Raw genomic sequence first — 23,882 nt, 5'->3', positions numbered from 1 at the left:
GGTTTTTCGCGAGCAAGCCCGCTCCCACAGAAAAGCAGCTCTGCTTTCGCTCTGGACCTTGCCCTTGACCTTGCTTCTAACACTCAAGCCGGCCGGTAGGCCGCTGTGCTCTTGCTTTTGATCTTGATCTTGATCTGACTGCCCCATTCAGCCCGAGGCCGAACGCAGGGATTGAGGAGCGGGTAAACCGGCAGGACGCCGGTTTAGCCGCGACGGGCCAGGGACGGGCCGTCGCGGCGGCCCGCTTCGCGGTGCCGGAGTGAGGGAACGCCGAGCCTAGGCGAGGCGCCGACAGGCGGGGCAGAGCGTTTTGGTTACTTTTGCGCTTTTCAAAAGTGACCCGCTGTAAGAGCGGAACCATAGGTAGCCATAACCGCAGCAACGGATATGTACTCAAACCAACGACAAAGGCAACGGCAATTCATAAGACTTCTTAACCGTGCGCACCACCAACGTCGACGAATAAGTACGAATCGGAATATCCCGGTAAATGTCTAAAAACCGATAGATATATTCAGTGTACTCAGTGGCATCCCGAAACTTCGCCACCATCACAAAATCAAACTCCCCAGTCAGCAAATAACAGTCCTGAATCTCGGGATGACTCGCCAGGATATGCTGCATCTTGCGGTCAATATCATTACTGTCCCTATCAAGCTTGATCAAAAAGAACGCCGTCACCTGAATCCCAAGCTTGCGCTCATCCAGCACCGCCACCTTCGCCTTGATAATCCCGACACTCTCCAACCGCCTGATACGCCGGTAACAACTGGTCGAAGACAGCCCCACACTGTCACTCAACAACTCCAAACTCTGGCTGCAATCGCGTTGCAACTTCCCCAGAATCTTCAAATCCATGGCATCTGTCATTTTTTCCATATCTTCCTTGAAAAAACTGCAATGAATCCGCCGCAAAGGCGCACCAATTTGCACAAATCCTGCGCATCGCCTCTCTACCATTAATCCAGCTTAGCAGCCCAGCCAAATCAGGCACCGGGGCGGCATGAGAGGGATCTTATGATAGTCGCGAAACCGACATGGGCCACCGATATCCACGGCCTCTTCAGCGCCCCCTACTGGATCCCACCCGCCCAACGCGCTGCCGTCGCCGCCTCATGGGTGGGCTGCATGAACGCCTACTTCGTGTTCCTCGAAGACCCGGCGTCGGTAAAGACCTGGTCCGAAACCATCTACCAACACCTCGCCTCCCGCAGCATGCCCCTGACCCTAGACCAGCAACAATTCTGGCCCATAGATGCCCTGGAAACCTTCAGGCTGTGGGTCAACCAGGGCTGGCGCCTGACCCCCAGTTCACCGTTCGATATCGCCGAGCGCATTCCACCACCCGACCTGCCCCACCCGGTCAAACGCGTGCGCCAGGACATCCGCGCCCTGAGCCCCGAACAACTGAACCTGTACCGCTCGCGCCTGGATGATGTGATGCAAGTGGCCGACCCCGACAGCGGTTCGCCCTGGCAGCGCTACGCCTATATCCACACCAACTGGTGCCTGCATTACCAGGAAGCGTTTGCCCTGTGGCATCGGGCCTATCTGCTGTACCTGGAAGCGCTGATCGACTGCCCGATTCCCTATTGGGACTGGATGGCCGAAGACGCCAGTGTCGACGGCAGCCCCCAGGCCGGTTTGCCCCAGGCTTTTCTCGATGAAACCTACGTGCACCCACACACCGGCGAGGTGCGGCCTAACCCGTTGCGTTATGCGGCCGCCAAGGACGGCAGCTCGAAGGTGTGCGCCAGAGGCGATGTCAACGGGGTGGATTGCCGCTTCGTGCAACGCAACCCGCTGTTCTACACCCACGGCGAACCGTTCCGGCACGAGCGCACCGCGTTGTATGCCATGAGCCGGATCTTCCAGCAGCAAGTGGTCGACGCGCTGAAGTTCACCTCGTTCAGCCAGCCTCAAGGCGTGCCGGGTTATCCGTGGGCGAATATCCCGGTGTTTGACCCGCCGCAAAAAGACGACCTGTACCCAAACCGCGCATTGAATTTCGACGGCCTGTACGAGCAGCCCCACGATAACTATCACGGCTGGATCGGCGGCGACATGGCCGACAATGCCTACACCGCATTCGACCCGGTGTTCAGCTCCTACCACGCCAATATCGACCGGATGCTGGAGGTCTGGATCCGCGCCAACCCGGCGGCGCAATACACCACCCAGTGTCTGCTCCAGCCGTTTGCCGGGAGCGAGGCCAACACCGTCACGTTCACCAGTGCCGATGCCTGGCGCTACACCACCCTCGGTGACATGGCCCAGGACAGCCGGCATATCGGCTACGACTACGGCACACCCGTGGCCCCGCAGTTTGGCGCGACCAAGGCGGCTGCCAAGGCCTGCTGCCAACACAGTTCGGCGCCCGCCCCGGCTACGAACAACGCCACCGGGCTGGGGCCGTGGGTGGTGTTCGACCATGTGCGCTGCACCCATGACACCTACCTGATCGATGTCTTCCTCAACCAGCCCGACGCCACGGTGCAGCAGGTGCGCGCCGACAATCCGCACTATGTCGGGCGCTTCAGTCGCATCGGCATGGGCCTGGTGGATGACAAGGGCCGCTGCATCACCCACGGCGTGTCCCGCGCGTTGAATGCCGCCCGTAACGCCAGGGTGCTGAACCTCCTGCCCACCGACACCACGCAGTTGTCCGTGGTGGTAACCCATCTCGATAGTGCCCGGGTGTTGACGCCGGATGAATACGCGCCGCTGCCAGGCTTTATCGCCCAACTGGTGTGGGACGACCCGCGCCAGGCCATTGCCGGCCCCGCCCCGGGCGCCGGTTGCTGCTCCGTTTCCACCCACACAACACCTGGAGAACCGACATGAGCACACCCTTCAAACAGTTCACCTCGCCCGCCGGGCAAGCACCCAAGGACTACAACAAGCTGGGCCTGGAAAACCAGCTGCCGCAGTTTGAAACCGACTGGAACAACGACCTCACCGGCTGGACCCAATCCGCGATCATCGGCAACCCATGGTCCGGCCTCAATGACGCGCCGCGCTCGGGCTATTACGACCCGCTGGTGGAAGGCTACGGCCCCACCACGCCGCCGGCGATCACCTGGGCCCCCTTCCCCAACCGGCTGTGGACGTTTTTCTACAACAACGGCACTGCGGTGATTCCGCAATTGGGCGGCAAGGCCATGACGCTGCAACAGGTGATGGAGCTGACCGACAACGGCCAGATCACCCTCAACAACACCCTGTACACCCTCTACGATCCGAACAAGCAAGGCACCCTGCTGCAACTGCCCGTGACCCGCTGCCCGAGCATCGACTGGCAAGGCAAGTACAAGGATTTCTCGCCCTCGGGACCGCGTGGCTGGCTCGACGAATATTGCGAGTGGTCCATCGTGCGTGATGCCGACGGCAACATGCGCAAGATCACCTTCACCTGTGAAAACCCGGCGTATTTCCTGGCCATGTGGCGCATCGATCCGAATGCGGTGCTGGGGCTATACCGCGATTACATCGACCCGCAGGTGCAGCTCGAAGACCTCTACCTGCGCTACACCGCCGACTGCCCGACGGGCAAGGCCGGCGACCCGGTCATCGACCCCACCACCGGCCAACCGGCCTACGACACGGTCAACAAATGGAACGCCGGCACCGCCTGCGTACCCGGCCAATACGGCGGTGCAATGCACCTGACTTCCGGCCCCAACACCCTGAGTGCCGAGGTATACCTGGCCGCCGCCGCGACCATCCTGCGGCCACTGAGCAGCAGCCAGAATTCCCAGGCGTTGATCTGCTGCGCGCAATACGGGCAGAACTACCGCAACTCCGACCCGCATATCGGTTTCTCGGCCAACGGCGTGGCGGTGAATAACCGGCTGTCCCTGACCAACCCTATCGGCCTCTACCTGCAACAGCCCACCGACTTTTCTGCGTGGAAAGGCCCGCAAGGCCAGGAGGTCAGCCAGTACTGGAGCATTACCCGTGGCACCGCCAAGTCTGCGGCCAACGGCTCCGACCAGATTCTGCAGGCGGTGTTTGAAGTGCCGGTCAGCGCCGGGTTCTCGATCAACGACATCACCATCAGCAACCAGCCGATCGACTATGTGTGGGTGATTGCCCAGCAACTGCTGGTGGGCTTGAGTGTGACCACCACACCGATCAGCCCGACGCCGGACTCTTGCCCTTGCGTGACTGATCGCGTCAACGGCGTGCAACCCTGGCCGGTCCAGTTGCTGCCGCTGGATCTGTTCTACGGGCAGTCACCCACCGACCTGCCAGCCTGGCTCGCCCCCGGCACCAGCGGCCAGTTTGCCTTGGTGGTGCAAGGCGCCGACCTCAAGACCACCGCCGATACGGCGCGGGTGCAATTTTCCAATCCTGGCGTTACGGCGCAGGTCACGAAGTTCCTGCCCGATGCCTCGGCCATCCCCGGGCAAACCAATTCCGGCGGCACCCAGGGTTACATCATGACCATCACCGTGAGCCCCACTGCCGCGCCGGGATTGGTGACGGTGCGCGCGCTCAACCCGGCCGAAAGCGCCAACCCCAGTGCGACCGAGCACCCATGGGAATCCGGATTGGCGCTGGTGCCGTCGGCCTGACCTGAACGTTCCACCGTCCTTGTGGTGAAGGAGCTTGCTCCCTCACCACAGATTTACCTTCATGTAAGGAGCGCGATGATGTCCAGGTTACGCTTGAGTGTTTTATCGCAGCTAGCCGGTGTGGTGCTGAGCCTGTTTGTTATCCAGGCCGCCTACGCCTCCCCCACTTCTGACGCCGACGCCTGTGTGCAGCAACAGTTGGTGTTCAACCCGGCCAGCGGTGGGTTCCTGCCGGTCAACAACTTCAACGCCACCGGCCAGAGCTTTATGAATTGCTTCGGCTGGCAATTGTTCATTGCCCTGAACTGGCCGGTGAATCCCGGCTGGCCCGCCACGCCTGCCCTGGCGGGTGAGCCGGATATGCAGAGCAACCTCGCACAATTCGGGGTGCCACCTGCCTCCGGGCAACCGATGAGCGTGGCACCGGTATGGGCCAGCTACAAGGACGCCAACGATATCTTCCTGCCCGGCGCACCCGTGCCCACCGGCTGGGGCGTGCAAACCCTGGTGCCGTCCAATTGCAGCACCCAGGGCAGCCTCAAGGCGATGTCGGTGGGTGCGCGCAAGTTCATGACCGCCACCTCGGAAAGCGCGATCAACGCGCGGCATGGCTTTCACCTGTCCAGCGGCACCCTGGCCTCGATTCCGGACCCGATCATGGAAGCCTCCGGCGGCTGGCTGACGGACCAGTCGAAAAACCTGGTGTTCTTTGAACGCAAGGTCGGCAAAGCCGAGTTCGACTACATCGTCAGCAAAGGGCTGTACGACGCAGCCAATCAACTGACGGTGGCGCAGAACCTCGACAACCAGAACCCCGGCGGGCTGTCCCTGCCCATCGGTGAACCCATGCGCTCGCTGCCGCCAAACCCGGTGCCGCAGGAGCAACTCGGGGCGCTGGAGGTCAAGGCCGCGTGGCGGATCCTCACCGGCAAACCCGAACTCTACGGGCGCTACCTGACCACCGTCGCCTGGCTCAAAAACCCGGCCACTTTGCAATGCACCCAGCAAGTGGTGGGCCTGGTGGGCCTGCATATCATCAACAAAACCCAAGCCTCGCCGAACTTCATCTGGACCACCTTCGAGCAGGTGGACAACGTGCCGGAACCCAACCAGGTGCCGCCACAACAGACGCCGCCCGACAGCTTTGCCTTCAACAATCCGAACTGCGGCACCGGCCCCGAATGCACGCCGAACGTGGCGCGTATCCAGTGCAAACAGCAGCATCCGGACCGCGACTGCACCGAACCCTATCCACGCGACCAGCCCGTGCAGACCACCCGGGAACATGCGCTGCCCACCGAGTTGCAGGCGCTGAACGGCGCGGTGCAGGCCAACTTCGCCCAGCAGAGCCAAGGGAAATCGGTGTTCCAGTACTACAAACTGATCAACGTGCTCTGGACCCTCACCCCCAACCCGCCCAGCCAGCCCGAGCCTGGTCCGAGCGCGCCGGTGCCGCTGTCTTACGGGCCGTACATCAGCCAGGGCAACGTACCGGTGGCCAACACCACACTGGAAACCTACGTCCAGGGTGATAACTGCAACGCCTGCCATCAGTACGCGACGGTCGCCGGCAGCTCGACCCTCGCCTCGGACTTTTCATTCCTGTTCAACAGCGCTGATTCGGCCAGCAAAAAAAGCCTGGTCAAGCGCGTGAAAGCCTTCCAGACCCTCAAGGACCACCCCTGAAGGCCTTCTGTAGGAGCGAGCTTGCTCGCGAAGGATGTGAACGATAACGCGTGTTGCCTGGATAAATGCGACGCCCTCAGGTTTTTCGCGAGCAAGCTCGCGCCTACAAAGGGCCAATAAAAAAGGGGCGATCAATGATCGCCCCAAATACAACGAGAGGTCCTTTTCTAAAACTACAAACTGATCTGCTGGCGCTCCTCATCGGTCAACCGCGCCCGCGCCTGGTCACTCAACGGCCCGGCACCCAGCACCTGCACCGGGCTGTTGGGGTTGTACCCCGGCGCCCTGCTCGCCTCTTCATGCCCACGCGGCACCGGCTCGCTGCCAAAGCTCAACACTTCAACCGTGACAATCGAAGCCCGGCCTTGCTTGGCCGCCGCCTGTTGACTGCGCGCCGCATCTTCCGCCGCCTGGGAAGCCGCTGCACCTGCCGCGCTGGCCGAACTCATCGCCCCGGTGTTCACCGCCGCCGACACCGGCACCCCGGACGACTTGCCCTGGGTCTGGATGTTCGCCGCGTTCACCACCCGCAAGGCGGCGATGTTGATGTTGCCGGAGACGCGAATCCCCGCCTCGCCCGCATCAATGGTGCCCAGTGGCGCGATCAAGTCGATGTCACCGGCCGGCACTTCCGGGATCGGGTTCAACGTGGCGATCCCCGCACCGGTACTCGGTACCGCCGGCGACAGGGTCACGTTGCCCCAGTTGTCATACACACGTTTGGGCGGCGTATACACCACGGTGGTCTTGGAACCCCGGCCGGCGTTGATATCGCCCTCGGTGGTCCAGCCCATGATCGAGCCGCCGAAGGTGGTCATGATGCGGCTCTGGCCCAGCAGAATGCTGCCCATGGAGTACAGCTGAATATCGCCGGCGCCCTGGGTGATCACACCTGCCGTGGACGGTGGTGCAGCACCTTCGATGCCGAAGGTCTGGCCGCCGCCCGGGGTGAGCATCTGGATCGAGCCACCGAAGTTGGTGTGCACACCCGAGCCACCGAACAGCGTGATATCGCCCTTGTAGGTGATCGGGTTGCCGGCCACGTCCTTGTCCGGGAACAGCGCGGCGATCGCCGCACGACCACGCACATAACTGCCCTGGCGCACGCCGCCCACCGCGTTGTACTCACGGCCGGCGGCCTTGAGTTCGGCGAAGTACACATCACGGGCGAACACGCGTTGCTGCTCAGCGGGCAGCGCTGCGTAAACCGCGCGGGCCTGTTCGCTGGAGCCGACGAAACCGAAGCGCTCGGCGAGCCAGGTGACCAGTTCGTTTTCGTAGGTCTTGGCCACTTTGCTGCCCTGGATCGACAGCGCTTCACCGGGTTGCGCCAGGTTGGCCGGGTCGAGGTAAGCCTCGACAAAGCGCCGGTAATCCGGGCCGTTGGGGCCCACGCCGGCTTGCATGACGATGCCTGCACCGGGGCGGTTGTCGCCCGCCACAACCGGGCCCAGGCTGGTGACGCTGACTTCGCCACCCTTCGAAGGATCACGCCCGGACATCAGGATATTGCCGCCCGCCGTCACCTCCAACAGGCCGGGACCGGCGACCTGGAAGTTGCTATACAGAATGTCGCGCCCGGCGGAGACGATGGAGATGTCATTGGGGTTATTGTGGACGAACAGGTTGCCGGTCGACTGCTCGCTGACCGCACCGAGGAGCGTATTAAAACGGCTGCCACTGCTGACAATGTCTCGCCCCGCCATCATCCATACCGGCCCGTTACCCTCGTACCAGGTCTGCCCCGAATGCAAAAACGAGGGGGAAGATCCAAACGTCAGGATCCGCCCGCTGCTGACCCCCACCAGATCGCCGGTCAAGGCATAGAAACGCGCCGGCTCCGTTGGCGCATAAGCGGCTGCCGACGCCGTGGCTGAGCCAAAGGCAAACAAAGGCCGCGGAATGGAACCCGGCGCGCTACCGTTTTCCGAAAGATTGTCGCCATCGACAACCACCTGACCATCAATGGTCCCCACGAACGCCGGCCGCCAAGGTGTGGCCATGATGCTGGGATCAGCCCCGGAAGGCGTGACAAACATACCGCCCGCATAAATCGAGTCATGCGCCAGAAATTGCAACTGGCTGCTGGCACCGGGGGCGAGCAACAAGGCAGTTATCGGACTCGTATCGGCTTGGGACCCCAAAACAGCTGTGCCGTAATAAATACTGCCGCCAGCCGCTGTCGCCCGAACAATCGATGGGTAGACAGTTGCCAGGTCGGAAGCTGTGCTGGCGACAGATGGCGTCAAATTGCCCCCCGCTGAAAACAGATCGATTGCCGTGTGCCCGGTCCACAATGAGAACCAACTTTCGCCGGTCCCACTCGCCGCACCACGGGCAAACGATGAATTGTTCAGCAGGGTGACCCGGCCCGGATCGATCACGTTCTGCAGCACCAGGTCACCCAATGTCGCCAGGTTGAATGTGGCGTCTCCCGGCACCAGAGTGATGCCACCCACAGCCCGGCCACGGGTAGCCTGGAACGGATCGAATGCGCGGGTTTCGCCCGGGCTCTGCTCAGTGCTGTTACTGCCGTAGGTCAGGTCGATCCTGCCTGTGGTTCCACTGTGCAATTGGGCATTGCCACGGATATTCACCAGCAGGCCATTCTGATCGTTTACATCAACGACGCTGCCCGGGTTCAGGGCCCCACCGATCCGCACGCGCAAATCACCACCGCCCGTCAATTGCAGGCTGCCATCAGCGGCGACCCGCCCGGTACTGCCAACCGCCAGCACCAGCCCTTGGCTGCGCGGGTTGACTAACGACGACATGCGGTTACCGTCCATAGCGGCAAGTACCCCGGCGTCACCGCCCACCTGTACATCCAGGTCACCGCCGCCCAGGGTGCCGAAACCGGTAAATCCGGTGAACCCATCAGCCCGGGTGCCGTTGGCGGTGTAGCTACCGAAATTGATCCACCAGGCCGTCGGCTGTGCCTGCCCTCCGGTGTCCACAGTGCCGCTGCCCTGGCGCCACAGCCAGTTGGCCACACCGTCAGAGTCAATACCGGTGTCCAGCGGGTTAGGCCGACCTGTAGCGACGAAATTACCCAGGCTACCCTGGATATTCCCCGTCAGGTTGCCCCCCACATTCACGCTCAAGTTACCGCCCGCCTCCGGGTACCAGGCACGGTACAGGCTGTCAGATGAGCCATTGACGAACTGTTCAAAATAACTCTTGGTATCGTTCAGTACCGTCTTTGCGCTGTTCAGCGCCTTGGGCTGGTTGTAGGGGTCACCGGCACCGGTTGCGGTGGACGATGTACCCGCGGTGTAGACCCCATACAGGGAGTCCATGCTCAAGTTGCCGGCGCTGAGCAATTCGAGGTTGCCCGTACCGGTGCGAATCACACTGAAACGGCTGCTGGACGGTGTCGCCGCATACTCTTTGCCACCCTGGGCAAGGCAATAGGCGGGCGAACTTGCACAGAATTCATCGATGGACGGTATACCGAACTGGTCCAGGATACTTTGCTCGATCGGCGTTCCGGCGGTGACGATAATCTTGTTGTCCGCCAGGTCCTTGGCGCCGAATTCGGTCCAGACATAGCTGACCTTCACCGCGCAATAAGCCGGATTGCCGGCACAGAAATCATCAATCGAACCCAGATCGAAATCATCGAGGGTTTTTTGGTCGATCGGATCGCCTTCCTTGACCACCACGTCATTGGCCGCAAAGTCCTCCACCGCAAAGGCGGTCCAGGTCAACTGGCCCTTGGCAGGCATTTCCTTGGCAAACATGCCGTAATGGCTGTCGGCCAAACGCAGGTCGCCGCTGCGCGGATGGGCTTGCAGGAGGCGGCTGTCCGCCGCCTCAGTGTCCGCACCCGCCACCAACCGCAGCGACCAGGACTGCGAACCTTCAGCCAGCATCGGCGAGAGGGCCCACAGCTTGCCCTGGCGCCCCGCCACTTCCGGACGCAACGCCACCGACTCAGCGCCGCCCGGCAACTTGACGTTGGTGCCGGAAGGAATCAACCCGCCGCGCGGCAGCGCGATGTCGCCATTGAGCGTCACGTAGTTTTGCGTTGGATTGCGCGCCTCGTAGTTCGTCGGCAACGGCACACCTTTGGGCCAGGTCAGCGCCCTGAGCTGGGTGTCCTGGGTCAGCAGGCTGCCGGCGTCCAGCTGTGAACCGGCCGCCAGGGTGTGTGCCTGGTTCAATAACGTACCGGCCGCAAACAGCACGTTGCCGGCGCTGTCGAACACCGCTGCCGCCAGCACCGTACCGGCAGGCAACACCAGGTCCTGGTTCAGCGTTGCCCGGGTCGGCAAACGCGTACCGGCGGCCACGCCCACGGCCATGATCGGCAGGTCGTAGTTGAGCACGGTGCCCGCCGGGAAGGTCGTACCGTCCGCCAGGCTGATGCCGTTACCCGGCACGATGATCGTGCCGCCGGTAAAGTCGATACCCGGCAACAGTACCCAGCCCTTGTCATCGACGGTCTGTGGCGGCGGCGCAAAACCGTCGTTGATGCTGCCGTAAATGTTCAAGTCGCCACCGGCGCGCAGGGTCAGGCTGCCTGACTCACCGGAGCCATACACCGAGGTGGTTTTCTGACTGTTGGGGTTGAGGCTGGCATAGCGATAACCCGACAGGTCCAGATCGCCCTGCACCACCAGGTCACCGTCCGGGGTCTTGCTGACGATTTCCACGCCGGGGCGCAAGTGGAAGACATCGGCGTAAGTTGAATTATTAAGCCCGGCGAGTTTGTTTTTCAGCAGGTTCTGGTTGAGCAGTGCATCGTTGATAAAGGCCGTGCTCGGCACATGCTTGGCATCCAGGTAAGTCTGGTCGATCTGCTGGTAAGGCCGCCCGCTGGCCGTCGGGTCGGTGACGAGTGGCGCATCGTCGTAGCTGATCATGCCGTTGAGGGCGATCGAGCGCGCGCCCTGAATCGTCAGGCGGCCACGGGCATCGATGTTGATGTCGTTGCTGGTGCCATCGGGGTTGATCAGCCGTGGCGCATTCAGCTCCAGGGTGCCGCGGTTGCGCCCGTCATTGCCCTGGGCTGCCTCGGTGCCGTGGCGCAGGTCGATGCGTGCGCCATCGGCCAGGGTCAGTTGGCCGGTGCCGGAGCCCAGCACCACCATGGCCCGGTTGGGCGAATCGATGATCTTGCCGTAGCTGTCCACCCGCAGCTTGCTGCCATGGGCGTCCAGTACCGCGCCGCCGTCCAGGGTCAGGCCGTTCTTGCCGGCCAGGTTGATGCTGCCGACGCGCTCGCCGCTGGCATCCACCAGGCCGGTGACCCGAAGGCTGCCATTGTCCACGGAGACGTTGATGGTGCCAGCTTTGAGGCCGTTGCCGATGATCAAATCGCCCTGCTTGAGCTGGAAGCTGCGTGCACCGAACACCTGGCCTTGGTTCAGGCGCTGGTTGAGGTCGGCGAACTGCTGGTCCAGGGAACCGCTGCTGCCCAGCCGTTGGGCCTGGATTTCCACGGTGCCTGCCTCGTAAGGCATCGTGGTCCCGCCCGCATCGTAATAGCCACTGCTGCCGGCGAGGATCGTGCCTTGCAGGTCGACGATACCGCCCGCTGCGTCCAACGCAACCGCGCGCAGCTTGCCGGCCTGGTTGTTTTTGGCCGACAGGTCGATGGTCGAGCCGGCGGCCTGCAGGATATTGCCGCTGCGGCTGTCCAGCAGCACATTGCCGCCCGCGCCGTACTGCGTCACGTCGTTGAACGCGATGGCGCGGCCGGCCACGTCGATCAAGGCCGCATCCGTCAGCACCACATCACCACGGGCGCCCAGGCTGACCTTGCCGCTGGGCAGCACCACCGCCGTGGCCAGGCGAATGCTGTCGCCTTGCAGGGACAACTCGGCGCCCTGGCCGTTGGCCGTGCCCCGTGGCCCCGCGGAGGCGGCAATATCAATCGCCCCGCCTGCGGTGATGCGGTTCACCGAACCGGCTTCACCGGTCATCAACGGGGTGAGGATATTCAGGTTGCCGCCGCTGTACTGGAAGCCTTTCACCGGGTCATAGGCGCCCTGGCTCTGATACACCGAGAGGCTGCCCTTGTGGTTGGCGGTCAGGCGCTCGCTGGCATTGAGGTTGACGCTGGCAAAGCCCAGGGCCAGGCGATCGAAACTGCTCACCGTGTTGGTCTGGGCAAAAGCGCCATAGCCGAACTCGATACGCTCGGCGTTGATATCCAGGCGCCCGCTGCCGGTGCCCGCACCGCCGGTTGCCACGGCTCCCGGTGGGGTCGTCGCGCCCTGCCAGATCAGGTTGGCGGTGTGAATGCTGGCCACGTCGCCAGCACCACCGGCACCGTAGATCGCCGGGGTGGAGAGCATCAGGTTGCTCAGCCGCGATTTACCCGTCAGTGGGTCATAGGTGTCCAGGGAGGTACTGCCGTAGAAGTTGAAACTGTCCCGCGCCGAGAGCTGCAGGGTTTCCAGGGCCGGCGCGCCGAACTGGGTGTCCCCGTTCAGCAGGCGATCGAGCAGGGTCTGGGTGAGCGTCAGGCCGGCCGGCAAGTGATTGGCTGCAGCAGCAGCGGCCAGGGCTTCCACGCTGCCGAGGTTAATGGTGTTGACCCCCAGGTTGAGGTGACGGGTGCCGTAACGCACCTGGTCACCCAGCTGGAAGGTGTCGTTGGTCAACGCCACGATGCTGCCTTCGGAGTACAGCCCGGTTTGCCCACTGCACACGCCTGTGTCACACACACCGATCCGGATCCCGCCGCTGGGCACCGTCGTACTGGTCGCAATGACATTGAGCAAGCCGTTGGACACCGCCAGCATATTGGTGACCTTGTAGATAAACCCATCGCGGGCATCGTAGCTGGCCTGGCCACGGCCAATGGTGTTGATGGACGCACCTTGCTCCAGAACGATCGCTTTCGTGTCGCTCAACAGAAAAACTTCCGGCGCGGCGAGCGTCGCGCCTTCCCGTAGTGTGATCGCGCTGTTGGCCTGATTCGTACCGCCTGCCAGAACGATGTAGTTGCCGGACTGGCCATACTGCACCGCCGTCATCCCCCCCACCATCAGGCGCGAGGCGCCCAAGGCGTTGAGGCTGTCGTCGCGCAAGGTAATCCCGGTGAAGCCGGGGGTCGCGGCGCTGCCCGCCGCGACCACTTCAATACCTTGGTAGCTTGGATCAATCACTGCCACGGCGCCGCCATAGCCACCCGCCGCGGCCTCAAAACGGCCGATGCCCTGGAACGAAAACGCATCAGCACCACCCCCTGGCCGCAACGTCAGTTTCAGAGTCTTGGCGTCGACGGCAAGCATCGGGCGCGGCACCCCCTGTTTGGCTGCGTCGGCGATGGCGAACTGTGCGTAGCTGGTCTCGTTGTATTGGGAATAGCGGCGCAAGGTATCGGCCGAGGTCAGGATCAACTGGCTGGCGACGCTGTTGCTGATCCCGGTGTTGGCAATGGACAAGCGCCCGGCGGTGGACCAGGAACCATTGCGCATCAGTTGGGCGCTGGCATCACTGCCGAGCCCCGCCAGGCCGTTGATCTCGACGCGGAAAGCCCCGGGCATCAAGGCGTAGGTGGACGGCATCAGGGTGTAAGTACCCGCCGGCAACCCCGGCACCCCGGCGCCGATAGTGACTTGCTGGCCGATCAACGGGTCGACCGCACCCGTCTCCGGCGCCACCGGCGCCGCGCCTGGCTGCACGCCGGGCGCGATGGCATAGATCGGGTTGGTGCCCAGGCCCGGCAGCACAAAACCACCGTTAGCCCCAAACTGCACCAGCGGGCTGTAGCGCGCATCCGTCGAGCCACCACGCCCGGACACGAAACCGGCCCCCAGCAGATCGCCGCCGCCGGACAGGTCCAGGGTGGCCTCAGGCTGCACCTGCACCGACTGGCCGCCCAGAATCACCCCGACGCTGAGTTCTGCGTTTTGGTTGACCAACCCACCCTGGCCGATAAACGTCACGGTCTTGCCGTTGTACTTATAGACCTGGCCATCCAGGGTGCCGCCATACGGCAGCACAAGGCCCTTGCCGCTCACCGACGTCACACTGCCGGGCAGTAATTGCACCAGGCTGCTGCCTGTACTGCCGATATCGATCAACCCCAGGGGTGCCCGCACCACACCGCCCTGCCGAACCGTCGCGGCGCCCAGTTGCAGGCGCCCGAACGCCGAGTAAGGCACAGCAGCATCAGCGCTGCCAGTACGGCCAATGGTCAGCGTACGCAGGGGGTCGAACGTGATGTTGTTGCTGTTGAATGCACTCAGGTAGCCCGCAATGACCCGCGCCCCCACCTCCGTGGCTGGATACAACTGCGCCGCCCGCAGGGTCATATCGCCCTGGGTCAATAACTGGGTGCTGATCCCCAAGGCCACGCCGTCCGCATTGGCGCCCGCCAGGAAGCGCAGGTCGCCCTGGCTGGTCAGGTTGACCTGATCAAAGCCGCGACGCTCAAGGCCGACCAGGCTGCCGTCTGCCTGGCGCAATTTGCCCTTACTGCCAAACAACACGCTGCCGCGCACATCGATCAAGCTGCCGCTGGCATTGAACTGCGCCTCGGTCGCCCGCAGCGACGGCAACGGCAACACGGACACCGGGTTCACGTAGAGCTCCCTGGCCGGCGAATCCATGCCGGACAGCAGCAGGTACGGCGCCGACAGATTGACCCGGGCGTTGGCCGCCGCGCCCTCACTGAGGTTGAAGGCGCCGCTGTACAGGCGCAGGCTCTGGCCCATGTTCAAGGACACATCGCCGTCGAAACTCAACAGGCCGTTGCTCATCAGCGCCAGGTTGTCGAAACCGCCCGCACTGACCTGGTCAACACCCAGGCGTGCGTGACCGTATTCCAGGCTGTCGGCTGCGTCTGCGGCGGTGCCGGCAAGTGAGTGGGCCTGATGGGTCTGGCCGAGCACCAGTTCACGCACCTTCAGTACCCGGTCGGTGACGTCGCCCTTGGTGTAATACGGGCTGTCCAGTGCCACGTTCAGGCTGCCGCCCGCTGCCCCGGCGCCGCCGGCCCTGGCCACAAAACTGCCGTCCAGGTACAAGCCATTGTTGGACGCCAGGCTGATGCTGCCGCCATTACTGGCCACCCGGGTTGCGCCCTGCCCCGGCACATTCAACACGGCCTGGGTGCCCGACGCCTCCAACCGGGCGCCCTCGCGTACCACCACGAACAGGTCACTGGCAGTGACCGTACCGGTGCTCAGGTTGATCTCGCCACCGATGCTGATCTTGCCGCCGTCGCGGACCAGCCCGTAAATGCCCCCTCGATTGTCCACAGCGGTCGCGGCCCGGGCGGCGACATCAATCAGTGCGTTTTCACCCAGCCAGATAGAGCGGCCATGGCCAATCGCGTTGGCCGACTCGAACGCCCGTGTGGTCAGGCCATTGAGGTTGACACTGCCGCCCCAGGCATTGAGCGTGCCGTCGACCGTCAATTGGCCGATGCTGCGCAAGTTGATCGCCTGGCCCGGGTCGACATTGATCACCGCCCCCTTGCCAACCATCAGCGTTGTTGTCGCCAATTGCGCGGCCGGGGATTCCAGGTGGCCGGCGGCCAACGTCAGGCTGGCGCCGCGCCGTTGGGTGAGTACGCCCTTGCTGGCGTCTTCCTGGTAAAGCTGTGGGGTCCAGCGCTCCATGACGCTGGCCGCATCGCCGCCGCCCGGCGTCGTGGCGGCCTGCTCCGAGAGCCGGTAGGCCGGTACGCTCACATCAACCTGAGTGCCATCGGTGACCAGTAGCCCTTCGTTGCCGGTAATGTCATAGGCGGAAAAACCCTTGTTGAAAAAATCCCCGGCCAACTGCAAGGTCTTAGCGTCCGGGGCCTGCGGGCTCTCGCCGATCTGCACCTTGTTGGCCTGCAAGGCCAGGGTGCCGCCTGCGCTGACACCATAACCACGAATCTCACCGGCCAGGTCCAGCGCCCCCAGCGCGCCCACGGTCACGTCGCCACCCTTGCCGCCCCGGGCTTTGCCGTCCAAACCGATGGTTGCCCCGGAGGACGTCTCCACCAGGCTTCCCGCCCCAAGGTTCACATCCCCGGAGCTGCGCAACGACACCTTGCCACCGTTGATATACGCCACCCCGTCAGTGGCCGAGGGGTCCAGCGCCAGGTTGTTCCAGCGGCCGGAGCTGTCCAGCTTGACCCCGGCGGCCACATCGAGCCGCCCGGTGCCCGGCAGAATCACATCGCCAACCACATTGGAGCGATTGAGGTCGACCTGATTGAGTATGTTGCCCGCGTTGATGCTGCCGCCGTGGGCCGTGAGGTTGGCGTTGACCGAAACTGCGGGCCCGAACAGGGTGATATCCCCGCCGTCGGCCACCTTGAGTGCGCCATTGACCTCAATCTGCTGCTTCGCACCGACCTTGATCGCGCCCAACTGGAAGCCATTGAGCTGGTCACTGTCGAGCACCAGTTTGCCCTGGCGCTCGGTCGGCAGCACTGTGGCCAGGTCCAGGCCGTCGGCGATTTTTTGCGTGCTGCTCTCGATCAACACCTGGTCGGTGGTCGGGGTCAAGGCGTAGCGCAACGTGCCGGTGGTCTTGTTGTAGATCGGCGTGTACTGGCCAATGATCAACTGGGCCCGCTGGGCCATGGCGGTCTGTGACTGCTGATAACCGTCCAGGTTGATATTCGGGGCCTGGGTCTGGCGATCGCCCTGGAATACATCGCTGATCAATTGGCCTTCCAGCACTGCGTTCGTGGTGCCTACCACCAGCTTGCCGGCGTCGCGGCCCACGGTGTAACCCGCTTCGTAGCGGCTTTGCTGGGCGACAAACGGGTTGTAGTAATAATCGGTGCGGCCCCAACGGGCGCTGGTGTCTTCAAAGCCTTTATAAATTCCCGAATAGAGAATGTCCCCAGGGGCTTTCGACAGCTCATAGAGCCGGCCATCAGGCCCCTTGAGCCAGGTTTGTTGGATGTAGCCGGCCTGCACATCCACGGTGCCGCCCGACAGATTGATTTGCGCGCCCTGCTGGGTCACGACGTCCTTGCCGGTAAAGGTCACGGTGCCGCCCTGGGCCATCCACTCGCCTACCGAGTGCCCTTGGGTGCCCAGATAACCGCCCACTTCCAGCAAGCCGCCAGCGGTGTACCAGCGGTCCGTGGCGTAACCATTGGTGCCCGCCGGGACAAATACCAGGTCGCGCAGGTCGACCCACACGTCGTTGTTGATCAACTGCCCGCCGTCACGGTTGACCGGCGCATCGCGCTGCTCGTTGCCCTGCACGTTGATCTTGATGTTGTTGGCTTCCATCGACACCTTGACGCCAATGGCGCCGGACACGTCGATCATCGCGCCATCGCGCACCAGGCTGCGCTGGCCAGCGCTGACGGCCACCTGGCCGCCGGTGGCCAGGGTGATCGAGCCCTTTTGGAAATCCACGGTGCCGCCGCTGACGATCTCGATCCGTGACTGGTCGGTGCGATCGGCCACGGCGCTGAGGTTGTTGAACTGGCCGGTGATCAGGTTGGCGGGCAGGCCATCGAGCTTGATCAGGCCATTGTCCTTCTGGCTGTTGAGGGCGGTGCTGCCGCTGGCGTCCAGCAGGATCGCGGTGGTGCTGCCCTCACCCAACGTCACACTGCCGGTGGCGTCGCTGGCGGCGTTGAGCAAATGGATCGTGCCGCGGACGTCCACCGACGTACTCGCCAGGGCCACGCCGTTCTGCTGCACCTGGTGCCCGGTAAGGGTGATGTCGCCGGTGGAAGCCATGATCAGGCCGCTGTTGGTGACCTTGCCCGCCGTGCTGCCGGCCTTGAGGCTGGTGGCCACTTCATTGCCACGGGTGGTGGATCGATCGTTGCCCGTGGTGCCGACGCCCTTACGGATATAAAAACTGTCACCGGCGGCCAGGGTGGTCTGGCCCTTGGCAGTGATGATGGTGCCGGCGTTCTCGACTTCCGCGCCCAGCAACAAGGCATAGCCACCGGCGTCGGTGGAGGTGGCCGGGTTGTGGGTCTGGATCAGTGCACCGCGCTGCACCTCGACCTTGCCCGCCGCGTCGGTGAACGTCGGCTGGGTGCCGTTGGCATCCACGTAAATGCCGCGCTGGGTGAACTGGTCATCGGTGATGTTGGTGGCGGCCGCCACCAGGTTACGCACGTTGACCTGGCTGCTGCCGCTGAAGATCACGCCGTTACGGTTCATGATCATCACCGTGCCGGCACCGGTGATCTGGCCCTGGATTTCGCTGGGGCGAGCGTTGGGGTCGTTGACGCGGTTGAGCACCGCCCAGTTCGACTGCTGCTGGAAATCGACGGTGGTGTTGCGCCCGACGTTGAAGGTTTCCCAGTTGAGAATCGCCTTGTCGGCAGTCTGCTCGATGCTGACCGTGGTCTTGCCACCGGACTGGCTTTGGGTCGGGCCCTTGGCGTTGGTCCAGCCCTGGGTCAGGCTGTTGTCGACCTGCAGCCCGCCTTTGCCGAGGCCATCGGGAATCGTCGAGACCTGGCCGAGCGCGGCTTGCCGGCCAGCGGCCTGTGCCGCCTGCTGGGCCGCGATCGCCGCGACACTGTTGTTGAGGGTGCTGATGGAACGTGCCAACTGCTGGTTGACCCGCGCCTGCTGGTTAAGCGACGGAATCCCCGGCACCTGCCCTGCACCCAGGCGTGCGGCGGTGGCCGCCTGGGAGGCGCCCTTGTCGGCAAACCAGCCGGAACTGAACGCCGTGGCTGCATGCGCGTTACCCGCCACCATCAACAAGGCAATCGCCTGTGCCAGGGGCTTGAGGCGCAGCACTGTCTGGGTGTTCAGGTTAACCGGTGATTTGCAGCGGACCATCTGGAAGCTTCCTTTTTTGATGTCGCCCAGGGGCAAGACACGCTTACGTATGAGGGTTAGGCGGTTGGCGAGGGACGGGACTGAACTTCTGTCACGGAAAGTTCATGTAAGGCTGCTAGCTGGCCTCCATGAGGACGTCTGTAGGAGCGAGCTTGCTCGCGAAGGTCGTTAACGATGACGCAGGCATCCTGAATCAGCGCCCTCGTTTTTTTCGCGGGCACGCTCGCTTCTACCGAAGAAACTCCGGCCTCGGATGCCTGTAAAAACGCAAAAATCAGCAACGGCACAGGCCGTTGCTGATCGGGTGTTGCGGGTCGGCAAAAGCGTGGGTTACAGCGGACGACCGATGGCGTTGCAGACGTCAGACTTGCCGATGCTCAGAGCACTGGTAGCGGTGACGAAGTTGCTGGTAATCGCTGTTTTCCAGGCCGTTGGCAGTGGAACAAAACGGTTGGCCTTGATGGCGTTGTCGTTGCTGTTCAAGGCGCTGGAACCGTAGTGACGGGTGAAGAACGCACGTACTTGCGAGGTTTGAGTAGCGTCGGCGTAGCACTGGCTGAAGATCAGGTTGGTGAAGCCCAGGATCGGATAGCCGCTGCTTGGGTAAGCCACGACGCTTGGGTCAGCAGGGTCGGCAGCGGCAGCAAACACCGGCACCCAGGCATTCTGGTTGGCGACGTTGGCAGCGGTCGGTACTGGCACAGCAGCAATGGCGGTGGAAACGTTATCCGGGGCTGGGGAAACACCACCGATCTTGGCCACTTTGGTAGCGTCATCCAGGCCAGCCAGGGTAGGCGCGGCGTAGTCCGGGCTCATGTAGGTGATACCACCGGTGGTAGCGTTCAGCGCGTCCATCACGCCTTGGCTGGTGACGGCAGGTACGGCACCTGCTGGCACGCCAAAGCTGTCCGCGAAGTTGGTGGTGACCACAAACTTCTTGGACTCATTGACGCACTTGGCCGCCAGGAAACGGGTGAACAGCTCGGTGGTGCCACTGGCTTCGTTACGGTAAACCACCACGATGTTACCGGTGCGACCGGTAGCCGGGAGTTGGTTCCACGTGTTAATGCGACCCGAGAACACGCCGCACAGTTGATCAACGGTCAGATCAACCGCGTTGGTACCTGCCATGTTGAACGGAATGGCAACCGAAGTGGCTACCGAAGGCACCTGAATCAGCTTGCCCCAGGCCGCTTGTTTGTTAGCGGCGTAGGTGGACAGTTCAGTCGAGGACAGCTTGGAGTCGCTACCCGCCCAGTGCACGTTCTTGGTGCCGGTCCCGAACTGGCTGTAGTCGTTGTTCAGGAAAGCCAGTTTGCCTTTACCGCTACCCACACCGATGTAAGCGGCGAAACCGGCAGTCAATACACCGGAGGTCTGGTACAGCGGTTGTGGCAAGGTGGCGCCGCCACCGTTGATGTCAGCCATTGCAGCCTGGGCCGAGCACAGTGCAGCGAGGGTCATGGATACCGCGAGAACGTTGCGCTTAAACATGAAGAAGCTCCTTTCGTCGTGTTTGTACGTTGGGGTAGATGACGCTATGGCTTCGGTCCCGGGCTGTGTTCTGGGGGTTACCAAGGGTGAGGCCATGGGTATGAAATTTCGCAGCATCCGATGACAGCTAAAGGAAAAAACCTCGGGAGGAACGGCTTGATTTTTAAAAAGATTCTCGGGTGTTTTGGTCACGCTTTTGGACTGTTTGGGGGTGAGGTGACAGCGAGGTTTCACTGGGACTTTTCGGTACTGGGCTTGAGGCGGCGCGGGCCGTGTCGATGGGATTGGAAAATGACAGAACGAGGAACCCGAGGTTGGGACCCGCGTGTCAGGTGCAAGAAAATAGTGTTGAAGAAACGCAGCTCCCACACTTTGATCGGTGCGGCACTCAAGATCAGGTCACCAGTTGGTTGATTTCGATGATCGGCAGCAGCACCGCCATGACGATCACCAACACCACAGCGCCCATCACCACGATCATCAAAGGCTCCAGTAACGCGGTCATGCCCATTGCCCGGCGCTCGATATCCCGCGACAGGGTTTGCGCGGCGCGCTCCAGCATCGGCGGCAGCGAGCCGGTTTTTTCACCGCTGGCGATCAGGTGAATCAGCACCGGCGGGAAGACTTTTTCCACCGCCAGCGCCGGGGCCAGGTTGACGCCCTCGCGAACCTTGGCGGTGGCGTCGGTGACGCACTGGCTCAGGCGGTCGTTGGACAGGGTTTGGCGCGCTGCTTCAAGCGCGCGTAACAACGGCACCCCGGCCCCGCCGAGAATCGCCAGGGTCGAGGCAAAACGCGCGGTGTTAAGCCCCAGTACAAACCGCCCGATCAGCGGCAAGCGCAGCACCCGGCTGTGCCAGCTCAAGCGCGCCACGGGGTTACGCAGGTACAACCGCCAGCTCCAGAAACCACCCACGATCCCGGCAAAACACAGCCAGCCCCAGGCGCGGATAAAGTCACTGGCGTTGAGCATCGCCAGGGTGAGCCCCGGCAGGTCCTGGCGGGCCTGGGAAAACGCACTGACCACCTGCGGCACCACGTAGCTGAGCAGGAAAATCACGATGCCGATGGACACCAGCCCCACCACGCCCGGGTAGATAAACGCCGTGAGAATCTTGCCCCGCAGGTTGTTGCGTTCCTCGATGTAGTCGGCCAGGCGCTCCATGACTTGGGCCAGGTCGCCGGACTCCTCCCCTGCCGCGATCAGCGCACGGTAGATCGACGGAAAATCCCGTGGCCGCGCGGCCAACGCATCGGCCAGGCGCATGCCGCTGCGCACATCCGCGCGCACGGCGCTCAAGGTCTGGGCGATGTGTTTTTTCTCGGCTTGCTCCACGGTGGCACTGAGGGCCGCCTCCAGTGGCAGGCTGGCACCCAAGAGGCTCGCCAATTGCCGCGTGGCCCACGCCAGGTCGTTGTCCGAGAGCTTGGCGCTGAACAGGCTGCTGCCACCGGCTTGGGGGTTATTGTTCTCGACCTGCACCCGCAAGGCCGTGAGGCCTCGGCTGCGCAAGTTGGCAAAGGCGCCGCTCTGGCTGTCTGCCTCAAGGTGCCCGGACTCCAGCTTGCCGGTGGCGTCGGCGGCTTCGTAGCGGTATCGGTTCATCAGGCGTCCCGTGTTACGCGCAGGATTTCTTCGGGGGCGGTGGCGCCGCTGCGCACCCAGCGTTCGCCGTCTTCGCGCATGCTGAACATTCCCGCGCGGCGTGCGGCGGCTCTCAAGTCCTGCTCGCCGGCGCCCTGGTGGATCAGGCCGCGCAGCTCGTCGTCGATGCAGAACAACTCATGGATACCGGTACGGCCGCTATAGCCGATCTGGTTGCACTGCGCACAGCCAACCGGCCGCCAGGTACCGGGCGCTGCCGGGTCTTCCTGTTTGCAGTGCGGGCACAGCCGGCGCACCAGGCGCTGGGCCAACACGCCGAGCAAAGAGGACGCCAGCAGAAACGGTTCGACGCCCATGTCGATCAGGCGGTTGACCGCTGAAACGGCATCGTTGGTGTGCAGGGTGGCGAGTACCAGGTGGCCGGTGAGCGAGGCTTGCACGGCGATTTGTGCGGTCTCCAGGTCGCGGATTTCACCGATCATGATGATGTCCGGGTCCTGGCGCAGGATCGCCCGCAGGGCCAGGGCGAAGGTCATGTCTATCTTCGCGTTGACCTGGATCTGGCTGATGCCCGGCAGGTCGTATTCCACCGGGTCTTCGACGGTGAGGATGTTGCTGGTGCTGGCGTCCAGCCGGGCCAGGGCGGCGTAGAGGCTGGTGGTTTTGCCGCTGCCGGTGGGGCCGGTGACCAGCACAATGCCGTGGGGTTGGCGGATCAGGGTGTCGAGTTTGCCGAGCACGGCGGGGTCCATGCCGAGGGTTTCCAGTTGCAGGCGCCCGGCTTGTTTGTCCAGCAGGCGCATCACCACGCGTTCGCCGTGGCCGGTGGGCACGGTGGACACACGAATATCGATGGGGCGCCCGGCCACGCGCAGGGCGATGCGGCCGTCCTGGGGCAGGCGTTTTTCGGCGATGTCGAGTTGGGCCATGATTTTGATGCGTGAGACCAGGGCGCCGTGCAGGGCCTTGCGCGGGGACACGACGTCGCGCAGGGTGCCGTCGACGCGGTAGCGCACCACGGAATGGGTTTCGTAGGGTTCGATGTGGATGTCGCTGGCTTCGTCGCGGGCGGCCTGGGTGAGCAAGGCGTTGATCATGCGGATTACCGGGGCGCCGTCCTGGGTGTCGAGCAGGTCAGTGATCTCGGGGATGTCTTGCATGAGGCGGTCGAGGTCGACTTCGTTTTCGGCGGCGCCCACGACGGCGGCGGCGCTGCCGGTGTCGGCGTAGGCTGCGGCCAGGAGGCCGTCGAGTTCGTCGTCGCGCACCTGCTGGAGGTGGGTTTGGCCGAACTGGCGGTGGACTTCGCTGATGGACCAGCCGGGGGTTGAGGGGCAGATGGTCAGCGTCGGGCCCTGGGTTCCCGGGTGGAGGAGGATGCGTTGGGATTTGGCCCAGGCGTAGGGGAGTAGGCTCATGCTTTTTGGCTCCTTTTGGTTGTGTACATATCCATTCCTTCGGTTACGGCTTCGATTGGTTCCGCTCTTACAGCGGCTCACTTTTGAACAGCGCAAAAGTAAGCAAAACGCTCTTGCCCCACCACTCGGCACCTCGCTTAGGCTCGGTGTGCCCTCAGCTCCGGTAGTACTGCGCGGGCCGCCGCGACGGGGCGTCCCTGCCCCGTCGCGGCTAAACCGGCGTCCTGCCGGTTTACCCGCTCCGTACTACCTGCGTTCGGCCAGCGTGGTTTAACGGGGCGCCTAAGATCAAGATCAACAGCAGATCAAGAACACAGCGGCCTACCGGCCGGCTTGAGTGGTGTAGATCAAAAGCAAAATCAAAAGC

At 63.1% G+C, this 23,882-nt stretch carries 8 protein-coding genes; 3 read left to right on the top strand and 5 right to left on the bottom strand.

The features are described from left to right. Nucleotides 1–393: 393 nt before the first annotated feature. Nucleotides 394–858 carry an Lrp/AsnC family transcriptional regulator gene (locus CEC48_RS27525; protein WP_088426592.1) on the bottom strand — a complete coding sequence of 155 codons (465 nt, stop codon included), beginning with the start codon at nt 856–858 and terminating at the stop codon, nt 394–396. 159 nt (nt 859–1,017) lie between these two features. On the opposite strand from CEC48_RS27525, the gene CEC48_RS27520 reads away from it, so the two are divergent. The 3 genes from CEC48_RS27520 (at nt 1,018) to CEC48_RS27510 (ending at nt 6,263) form a co-directional block, all read left to right on the top strand. After that, entirely contained in the window at nt 1,018–2,844 is a 1,827-nt protein-coding gene (locus CEC48_RS27520) for a tyrosinase family protein (RefSeq protein WP_088426591.1), read from the top strand. Then, a complete protein-coding gene (locus CEC48_RS27515; RefSeq protein ID WP_088426590.1) occupies nt 2,841–4,577 on the top strand; it encodes a hypothetical protein in 1,737 nt (578 codons plus the stop codon). The genes CEC48_RS27520 and CEC48_RS27515 overlap by 4 nt, the downstream gene beginning before the upstream one ends. A gap of 78 nt (nt 4,578–4,655) precedes the next feature. Further along, a complete protein-coding gene (locus tag CEC48_RS27510; protein ID WP_088426589.1) occupies nt 4,656–6,263 on the top strand; it encodes a hypothetical protein in 1,608 nt (535 codons plus the stop codon). 173 nt (nt 6,264–6,436) lie between these two features. Here the strand turns inward: CEC48_RS27510 and CEC48_RS27505 are convergent, their stop codons facing one another. From CEC48_RS27505 to gspE, 4 genes are all read right to left on the bottom strand, one after another. Continuing rightward, entirely contained in the window at nt 6,437–18,997 is a 12,561-nt protein-coding gene (locus tag CEC48_RS27505) for a filamentous hemagglutinin family protein (RefSeq protein WP_088426588.1), read from the bottom strand. A gap of 330 nt (nt 18,998–19,327) precedes the next feature. After that, nucleotides 19,328–20,491, bottom strand: a complete 1,164-nt coding sequence (locus CEC48_RS27500) for a substrate-binding domain-containing protein (RefSeq protein WP_088426587.1) — start codon at nt 20,489–20,491, stop codon at nt 19,328–19,330. 394 nt (nt 20,492–20,885) lie between these two features. After that, entirely contained in the window at nt 20,886–22,097 is a 1,212-nt protein-coding gene (gene gspF, locus CEC48_RS27495; RefSeq protein WP_088426586.1) for a type II secretion system inner membrane protein GspF, read from the bottom strand. Next, nucleotides 22,097–23,515: a type II secretion system ATPase GspE gene (gene gspE, locus CEC48_RS27490; protein WP_088426585.1), complete on the bottom strand. Its 1,419-nt coding sequence runs from the start codon at nt 23,513–23,515 to the stop codon at nt 22,097–22,099. Before gspE ends, gspF begins: the two co-directional genes overlap by 1 nt. Nucleotides 23,516–23,882 lie beyond the last annotated feature (367 nt).

This window comes from Pseudomonas sp. K2I15 (genome assembly GCF_002204795.1).
Lineage (GTDB): Bacteria > Pseudomonadota > Gammaproteobacteria > Pseudomonadales > Pseudomonadaceae > Aquipseudomonas.
This window is presented reverse-complemented; position numbering and strand designations above follow the sequence as displayed.

What these genes read in the sequence shown, in the direction of transcription:
- CEC48_RS27525 (WP_088426592.1), bottom strand. Translation starts at nt 858, where the DNA reads ATGGATTTGAAGATTCTGGGGAAGTTGCAACGCGATTGCAGCCAGAGT.
- CEC48_RS27520 (WP_088426591.1), top strand. Translation starts at nt 1,018, where the DNA reads ATGATAGTCGCGAAACCGACATGGGCCACCGATATCCACGGCCTCTTC.
- CEC48_RS27500 (WP_088426587.1), bottom strand. Translation starts at nt 20,491, where the DNA reads ATGTTTAAGCGCAACGTTCTCGCGGTATCCATGACCCTCGCTGCACTG.
- CEC48_RS27505 (WP_088426588.1), bottom strand. Translation starts at nt 18,997, where the DNA reads ATGGTCCGCTGCAAATCACCGGTTAACCTGAACACCCAGACAGTGCTG.
- gspE (WP_088426585.1), bottom strand. Translation starts at nt 23,515, where the DNA reads ATGAGCCTACTCCCCTACGCCTGGGCCAAATCCCAACGCATCCTCCTC.
- CEC48_RS27510 (WP_088426589.1), top strand. Translation starts at nt 4,656, where the DNA reads ATGTCCAGGTTACGCTTGAGTGTTTTATCGCAGCTAGCCGGTGTGGTG.
- CEC48_RS27515 (WP_088426590.1), top strand. Translation starts at nt 2,841, where the DNA reads ATGAGCACACCCTTCAAACAGTTCACCTCGCCCGCCGGGCAAGCACCC.
- gspF (WP_088426586.1), bottom strand. Translation starts at nt 22,097, where the DNA reads ATGAACCGATACCGCTACGAAGCCGCCGACGCCACCGGCAAGCTGGAG.